At 63.4% G+C, this 7,640-nt stretch carries 6 protein-coding genes and 1 pseudogene; 5 read left to right on the forward strand and 2 right to left on the reverse strand.

Features of this window, described 5'->3' with window-relative positions; translation table 11 throughout:
- Positions 1-206, reverse strand: a pseudogene (locus tag ABIV12_RS00070) (DNA polymerase III subunit beta); the annotation flags it as partial.
- 239 nt (positions 207-445) lie between these two features.
- Complete coding sequence (dnaA, locus tag ABIV12_RS00075; RefSeq protein ID WP_348054949.1) at positions 446-1,771, reverse strand: chromosomal replication initiator protein DnaA; 1,326 nt, start codon at positions 1,769-1,771, stop codon at positions 446-448.
- Positions 1,772-2,030: 259 nt separating this feature from the next.
- Here dnaA and rpmH point away from each other — a divergent pair, with 259 nt between their 5' ends.
- The 5 genes from rpmH to ABIV12_RS00100 all read left to right on the forward strand — a co-directional run bounded on the left by rpmH (position 2,031) and on the right by ABIV12_RS00100 (position 7,465).
- Positions 2,031-2,171, forward strand: a complete 141-nt coding sequence (rpmH, locus tag ABIV12_RS00080) for a 50S ribosomal protein L34 (protein WP_291230127.1) — start codon at positions 2,031-2,033, stop codon at positions 2,169-2,171.
- An 88-nt stretch (positions 2,172-2,259) separates the two neighbouring features.
- Positions 2,260-2,682, forward strand: a complete 423-nt coding sequence (rnpA, locus tag ABIV12_RS00085; protein WP_348054952.1) for a ribonuclease P protein component — start codon at positions 2,260-2,262, stop codon at positions 2,680-2,682.
- 129 nt (positions 2,683-2,811) lie between these two features.
- Positions 2,812-4,506, forward strand: a complete 1,695-nt coding sequence (gene yidC, locus ABIV12_RS00090) for a membrane protein insertase YidC (RefSeq protein WP_348054954.1) — start codon at positions 2,812-2,814, stop codon at positions 4,504-4,506.
- Positions 4,507-4,510: 4 nt separating this feature from the next.
- Positions 4,511-5,857: a tRNA uridine-5-carboxymethylaminomethyl(34) synthesis GTPase MnmE gene (mnmE, locus tag ABIV12_RS00095; RefSeq protein WP_348054956.1), complete on the forward strand. Its 1,347-nt coding sequence runs from the start codon at positions 4,511-4,513 to the stop codon at positions 5,855-5,857.
- 69 nt (positions 5,858-5,926) lie between these two features.
- Positions 5,927-7,465 (forward strand): right-handed parallel beta-helix repeat-containing protein, encoded by a 1,539-nt coding sequence (locus tag ABIV12_RS00100; protein WP_348054958.1) that lies wholly within the window; start codon positions 5,927-5,929, stop codon positions 7,463-7,465.
- Positions 7,466-7,640 lie beyond the last annotated feature (175 nt).

Here is a 7,640-nt window from a genome sequence, read left to right on the forward strand (position 1 = left end):
ATCGTGATTTCGCCGGGTTCGAGATCCTCGGCGGTTGTTCTCGCCACCATTTCGACTTCAAGATCGGTTCCGGTCAATGCCACACCCGTTGAATCGACCACCACCAGCAGATTGGCCAGAACGGGCAGAGTCTGCCTCCGCTCGACCACACCGACCACGTGCTGAAGCCGCTTCAGGAACGCTTCTCGCTGGATGCTGAACCGCATGATCTGCCTGCCCTGTTGTTGATTCTTTCTTTATGTGGAGCATTTAGTTGTTGTAGGTCCTGTGCGCAACCTGCAACAGTCTATTTTCACTATCTAAAACAATTGGTTACGGCGGAAACTCGCTCTGAAGAAACGGCAGCGCCGCCTGTGCGCCAACTGTGGATAATAATCGTGCCGCGGACGCTGCACAGGTTGTCCACAGCAAAACCATCCCTTTTCACACCACGGCGGATTCCCTCCTACTCCGTCAGCGTCCGCAGCAACTTGTCCCAATCCTGACGCAATTTACCGTCGGTTTCGCGGAAATCGCGGATCGTGCGGCACGCATGCATCACCGTCGTGTGGTCACGACCACCAAACGCATCGCCAATCTCCGGCAAGCTGTGCTCGGTCAATTCCTTCGCGAGAGTCATGGCCATCTGCCGAGGGCGCGCAATGGAACGGCTGCGCTTCTTCGACAGCAGGTCGGCCAGACGAAGCTGGTAATAGTCTGCCACGACCCTCTGGATGTTGGGGATGGTGATGGCCTGGGCATGTACCGTGAGCAGATCACGCAAGGTTTCCTGCGCAAAATCGAGCGTGATGCGCTTTCCCTCGAAATTTGCCCGCGCGACCAACGTGTTCAACGCGCCCTCGAGATCGCGCACATTGGAGCGCATGCGCTTGGCCATCAGAACGGCCACCTCTTCCGGCAGTTCGACGCCTTTGGCCTGCGCTTTCGCCAGGACGATTGCCGCGCGTGTTTCGAAGTCGGGGGGCTCGATCGCGACCGACAGCCCCCAGCCGAGACGCGACTTCAGTCGTGGCTCGAGGTTGTCCACTTCCTTCGGATAGCGGTCGCACGTGAGGATGATCTGCTGTTTGCCTTCGAGCAGCGCATTGAACGTATGGAAAAACTCTTCCTGCGTCGTGTTTTTGCCCGCGAAGAACTGGATGTCGTCGATCAACAGGGCATCGACCGTGCGGAACCGCCGCTTGAACTCGTCCATGCCCTTCTGCTGGAGCGCGCGGACCATCCCGCTGACGAACTGTTCGGATCGCAGATAGAGGATCTTCACGCCCGGGTTGTTCGCGCGCATCAGGTTGCCGGCTGCATGCATCAGATGCGTCTTGCCGAGACCGGTACCGCCGTAAAGCAGCAACGGGTTGTAAGCGCGGCCGGGATTCATCGCGACCTGGGTCGCTGCCGCCTTTCCGAGCTGGTTTGATTTGCCTTCGACGAAGTTGTCGAAGGTGTAACCGGGGTCGAGGTTGGGGACTGGAACTGCGCGTTCGACGACAGGTTTCGCGCGCGCTGAGCCGGCGGCGTGCGGCGTGCGGACCGTGTTTCTGCCGCCGACCTGCACGGAGACCGCGACGGCGCTGCCGACCAGATGTTCAAGGACCGCCTCGATGCGATCGACGAAGCGTTCGTGCACCGTCTCCATCGTGTACGCGTTCGGTGCCCACAGCGTGAAACCCGACTCTTGCTCGTCGACCTGCAGCGGCGCGAGGTAGGTATGGATATCCTCTGCGCTGAATTCCGCCTCCAGGCGGGAAAGACAGCGGCGCCACAGCTCGCTCATGGGTAGGTGTGTTTCCAGGAATGGAGGCGGCAGCGCGGACGATCACGCGAGCCGCAGGAAGGACAGCGAAGTCTAGCAGGAAGGCCCATGAGCCCGGACCGTGAGCGGATGCCACGTCATCCGGTCTGCAGCCGAGCCGCAGTCGGAGCCAAGTTCGGAGAAGGCGTGCCAGGCGGACCACGTCCTGATTCACCTTGACAATACGGCGCCACGTTGCCTACCATCCGCGCCCTTTTCCGATGTTACTGGCGTCCCGATCATGGCAACCAAGCGCACTTATCAGCCCAGCAACCTCAAGCGTGCCCGCGACCACGGTTTCCGTGCCCGCATGAAGACCCGCGGTGGCCGCAAGGTCATCAATGCGCGTCGTGCCAAGGGCCGCAAGCGTCTCGCTGTCTGACCGTCTCCGTGGCGAAGCCAGCGATCCCCCATCGAGTGGGGTCGCGGCCACGCTGCAAGCGCAACAGACAGTCGCTGGCCACGTGAACATGTCCGGGCCGCCTGCAATCCACTCTTCCGAAGTTGATCTCCTCGCCGACGCCGCGTTCCCGCGTACGGCGCGCCTGCTGAAAGCCAGCGATTTCGCGCGCCTGCGCGGCATCAGCCGGCGCATCGGCACGCGTCATTTCAGTGCCGAGGTCGCCGCCAATACGCTCACGTGCGCGCGCCTCGGGCTCGCAATCTCCAAGCGTGTGTCGAAAAAAGCAGTGCGGCGCAACCGCATCAAGCGCATTGCACGCGACTGCTTCCGCGGCATGCGCGGCGCGTTGCCGGCGGTCGACATCCTTCTCATTGCCCGTTCCAGCGCCGACCTTGAGCAGAATGCGGTGCTGCGCGCGGAACTTGCGCAGTTGTGGGAACGCATTGCCACATTGAATGGAACCAGAGCCGCCGGCACAATGCGCGACTGACTTGCCGGCGCCGCCTGCTGTGCGCGCCCCCTCCATCACCATCCCCGGCAGATCCACGGACTTGGCGCATCGTGCGCGAGCGGCCGCGGAGCGCCGGCGATGCACTTCAAACGCCGATCCGACCTCGTCATGACCAGCACTCGCAATATCCTCCTGATCGCCCTGCTGTTCATCAGCTACCTGCTCTGGATGCAGTGGCAGGAGGACTACGTCCAGCCAGCTACTGCGATCGCGACCCCCGGTGTGGTTCCGTCCACCACTGGCGCGGACGTTCCCGAAGCAGCGGCAGACGGCGCGGCGCCCAAGGCCACCACCGTCGCTCCGCCGACCGCGTCGTCGACCGTCACCCCGAGTGCGCAGCGCATCATCGTCGACACCGATGTGCTCAGGGTCGAAATCGATCCGCGGGGCGGCAACGTGATCGCTGCCGACTTGCTCGCCTATCCCCAGCAACCGAAGGACTTCGCGCATCCAGTGCGCCTGCTCGACGCCGCCGATGCGAGCTTCTTCGTGGCGCAAAGCGGGTTGATCAGCGTCCAGGGCAGCGCGATCGCAGCGCCCGACCATCAGGCGATGTTCAAGGCCGAACGCAACGCCTACTCGCTGGGCAAGGACGACACTCTGGAAGTGCCGCTGACCTGGACCGACCCTTCCGGGCTCAGCGTCCGCAAGGTCTTCGTGTTCAAGCGCGCGAGCTACGTGATCGATCAGCGTGAGGAGATTGCGAACGCGTCGACGACGTCGTGGAGCGGCAACGCCTACCGTCAGCTGCAGCGCGTGCCGCCGATCGTCGACACAAAGGGCATCAAAGGCTACAGCAACACCGAGCGTTACAGCTTCGCGGGCGCCGCGGTGTACAGCCCCACGGACAAATTCCAGAAACTCAAATTCGACAATTTCCAGAAGGAGCCTCTGCACAAGAGCTTCGAGGGAGGCTGGGCTGCGATGCTGCAGCATTACTTCTTCGCGGCGTGGATTCCCGCGTCGACCGAACGGGACGACTACTCCACCGGCTTGCTGCAGACGCCGCAGGGCACCCGCTATCTCGTCCGCGCACAGTCGCCGACGATCACCATTCCACCGGGCGAAACCAAGGTCGACAACGCACGCCTGTACGTGGGACCGAAACTCCAGAGCACGCTTGACCAGGTCGCGCCGGGCCTCGCGTTGACCGTCGACTACGGCATGTTCACCGTGATCGCCGAGCCGTTGCACTGGCTGCTCAACCAGTTCCACAAGCTGACCGGCAACTGGGGTTTTGCGATCATCCTGCTGGTGCTTGTCATCAAGGCGGCGTTCTTCAAGCTCAGCGAAGCGCAGTTCCGCTCCGGCGCGAAGATGCGCAAGCTGCAGCCGCGCGTGGCTGCATTGAAGGAACGCTACGGCGACGACCGCACGAAAATGAACACCGCAATGATGGAGCTGTACCAGAAGGAGAAGGTCAATCCGGTCGCCGGATGCCTCCCGATGGTCATCCAGATCCCGGTATTTTTTGCGCTCTACTGGGTGCTGCTGGAAAGCGTCGAGCTGCGCCAGGCGCCGTTCATCGGCTGGATCCAGAACCTGACGGCACCCGACCCGTATTTCGTGCTGCCGGTGCTCAATGGTCTGGTGATGATCGCGACGCAGTTCCTGACGCCGATGGCGGGCATGGACCCGACCCAGGCGAAAATGATGAAGATCATGCCGGTCGTCTTCGGTGTGCTGTTCGCGTTTTTCCCGGCCGGCCTGGTGCTCTATTACGTCGTCAACGGCGGACTCGGTCTCTTGCAGCAGTGGATCATCACGCGCCGCATCGACGCGGGCGACAAGGCGAAAGCGTGACGAGGTGAGCGCCGCGGCCGACACGATCGCCGCGGTAGCCAGCGCTCCGGGCGCAGGCGGCGTTGGCGTGCTGCGCGTGTCCGGGCCGCTTGCCGCTTCGATCGCGAAAACCCTGCTGGGACGCACCCCGACAGCGCGACATGCGCACTACACCGCGATGCGCGATTCCGAAGGCGGCATCATCGATCGCGGTTTGCTGCTGTCATTCCCCGCGCCCCGGTCGTACACCGGCGAGCACGTGCTCGAATTGCAAACGCACGGAAGCCCGGTCGTCTTGCGCATGTTGCTTGCGCGGACGATCGAACTGGGAGCACGCCACGCGCGCGCCGGCGAATTTTCCGAACGCGCCTTCCTCAACGGCAAACTCGATCTTGCGCAGGCCGAAGCGGTTGCGGATCTGATTGCCAGCGGGTCGGAGGCGGCCGCGCGGGCCGCACAACGCAGCCTCGAGGGAGCGTTCTCCGAAAAGGTGCGCGCGCTGACCGCGGCGACGATTCGCCTGCGCAGCTATATCGAAGCGGCGATCGACTTCCCTGATGAAGACATCGATTTTCTCGCCGCGCCGCAGGTAGCCGACGACCTCTGCGCGTTACGCGCGCAACTGGACACGCTGCTGGCCGACGCGCGTCGTGGCGTGCGTCTCGCCGACGGCCTGCACGCGGTCATCGTCGGCCGCCCGAATGTCGGCAAGTCGAGTCTTCTCAACGCGCTCGCGTCGAGCGATCGGGCGATCGTCACCGACATCGCCGGTACGACGCGTGACGTGCTGCGCGAAACGATCGATCTCGATGGAATCGCGCTGACCCTCGTCGACACGGCCGGGTTGCGCGATGCCGGTGATGCGGTCGAACGCGAAGGCATTCGCCGCGCGCGTGCGGAGCTCGCGCGCGCCGATCTGGTGATCCTCGTCACCGACGCAACCTCAACGGACGACGGCGCCGCGCTGCTGGAAGAAGTGCCGCACACGACGGCGCGCGTCGTCGTCCACAACAAGATCGACCTCGCCAGTCTCGATGCGCGCGTCGAATCGCGCGCGTCCGTTACTCATCTGTGGTTGTCGGCGCACGACCGCACCGGGCTCGAGCGCCTGATCGAAGAACTCAAACGCCACGCCGGCCACACGGAAGCAAGCGATGGTGCCTTTACTGCACGAGCGCGCCACGTCACTGCGCTCGACCGCGCGCGCGATCATGTCGCACTGGCAGAGGACGCGCTCGACGCCCTGCGCGCGCCGGAACTCGCGGCAGAAGAATTGCGCATGGTCCAGCAGGCGCTCGGGGAGATCACCGGCGAATTCACCAGCGATGATCTGCTCGGGTCGATCTTCGCCTCTTTCTGCATCGGCAAATGACGATGGCAATTCACCGACCGGCGCAGGTGATCGATGCCACACTCGGCAGGACCCATCGATGATGTCCGCATGAAGAATCTCGCCGGCATTCTGCTGTTCGTGGTGGCAAAAAGCGCCAGCGCGCAGCTTTGCGCAATCCCCGGCGACACCGTCTTCGGCGCGGACTTCGAGCGATCGTCGGGCCGCGCGTATTACATCGCGCCCGGTGGCAACGACGCACAGGACGGCAGTGCATCCTTCCCTTGGCGCACGCTCCAGCACGCGGTCGACCAATCGGCTGCAGGCGACACGTTGTGCGCGCGGGCCGGCGTCTACAACGAGATCGTGTCGGTGTCCCATGGCGGCTCGGCCACGGGTGGCGCGATCGTGTTGCGCAACGTCCCGGGTGAGGTCGCGATCGTTGACGGAACGGGACTCGCAGTGCCCAACGGGCAATGGGGACTGGTCACGCTGCAGAACCTTTCTCACGTTGTTGTACGCGGCCTCGAACTGCGCAACTTCACGACGGCCAGCACAAGCGAGGTGCCGATCGGGCTCTACATCACCGGCGCCGGAACCGGTATCCGCGTGCTCGACAATCACATCCACGACATTGGAACCCGCGCATCCGGATGTGCCGCCAACGCGTTCGGGCTGAAGGTCGACGGCACGCAGGCGCCGGCATCGATCAACGACCTCGTGATCGACGGCAACGAGATCGACCATCTGGTTCTCGGATGCAGCGAATCGCTCTCGCTCGACGGCAACGTCGAACAGTGGACGATCTCGAACAACCGCGTGCACGACACCAACAACATCGCGATCGGCGCGATCGGGTTCGAAGGCGTCGCGCCCGATCCCGCGCATGACCAGGCGCGAGATGGCACGATCCGCGGCAATACGGTCTACAACATCAGCTCGTTCGGTAATCCGGCCTATGGCAACGAATACGCAGCCGATGGGATCTACGTCGATGGCGGAACGCGCATCCTGATCGAACGCAATCGCGTCCACCATGTCGATATCGGCGTCGAACTGGCCAGCGAGCACGCCGGGCGCGTGACCAGCGACATCATTGTGCGCGACAACGTCGTGTACTTCGGCAATTCCGCCGGAGTGTCGATCGGCGGCTACGGGGCTGGCGTCGGCGGCACAGACCGCTGCACCATCGTCAACAACTCGCTGTTCCACAATGATCGGCAGGACACCGGCTCGGGGGAGGTGCAAATCCAGTTCCACGCCACCTCAAACCTCATTGCCAACAACCTGATCGAATCAACAGCGGCTGGAATCCTTATGAGCGCCTCGACAGCGGATACACCGGCACCCGCGGCGCTCGACCAGAACCTCTACTTTGTCGCAAACGGCGGCAGCCCCTCCTGGAACTGGCTTGGCATCGACTACAACAGCCTTGCCGACTATCGCGCAGCCTCCTCCCAGGATCTGCACTCGAGTGTTGCCGATCCGCAGCTGGCGGATTCAACGACACCCGACCTGCATGTCGCGCCGACGTCACCGGCAATCGACGCCGGCGGGAATTTCGGCGAAGCGGTGATCGGAGCACTGGATTTCGACGGCCGGCCGCGGATTGCCGGTGCGGGTGTCGACATCGGCGCCTACGAACGCTGACATCTCCAACGCCGCAGCTGCGGAACTGATGCGGCTTCGCGGATAATCCCCCGCAGGAATTGTCAACGTTCAACCGACGGAGCGTGCGTGTTCCATCTCCACTACGGCAACGATTTGCGCGGCCTGGCCGGCGTCCTCGGCGAGCGCATCGCACGTGCAACCGCAGCCGATGTGT

It is taken from the genome of Dokdonella sp. (assembly GCF_039926425.1).
In the GTDB taxonomy this organism is placed as follows: domain Bacteria; phylum Pseudomonadota; class Gammaproteobacteria; order Xanthomonadales; family Rhodanobacteraceae; genus Dokdonella_A.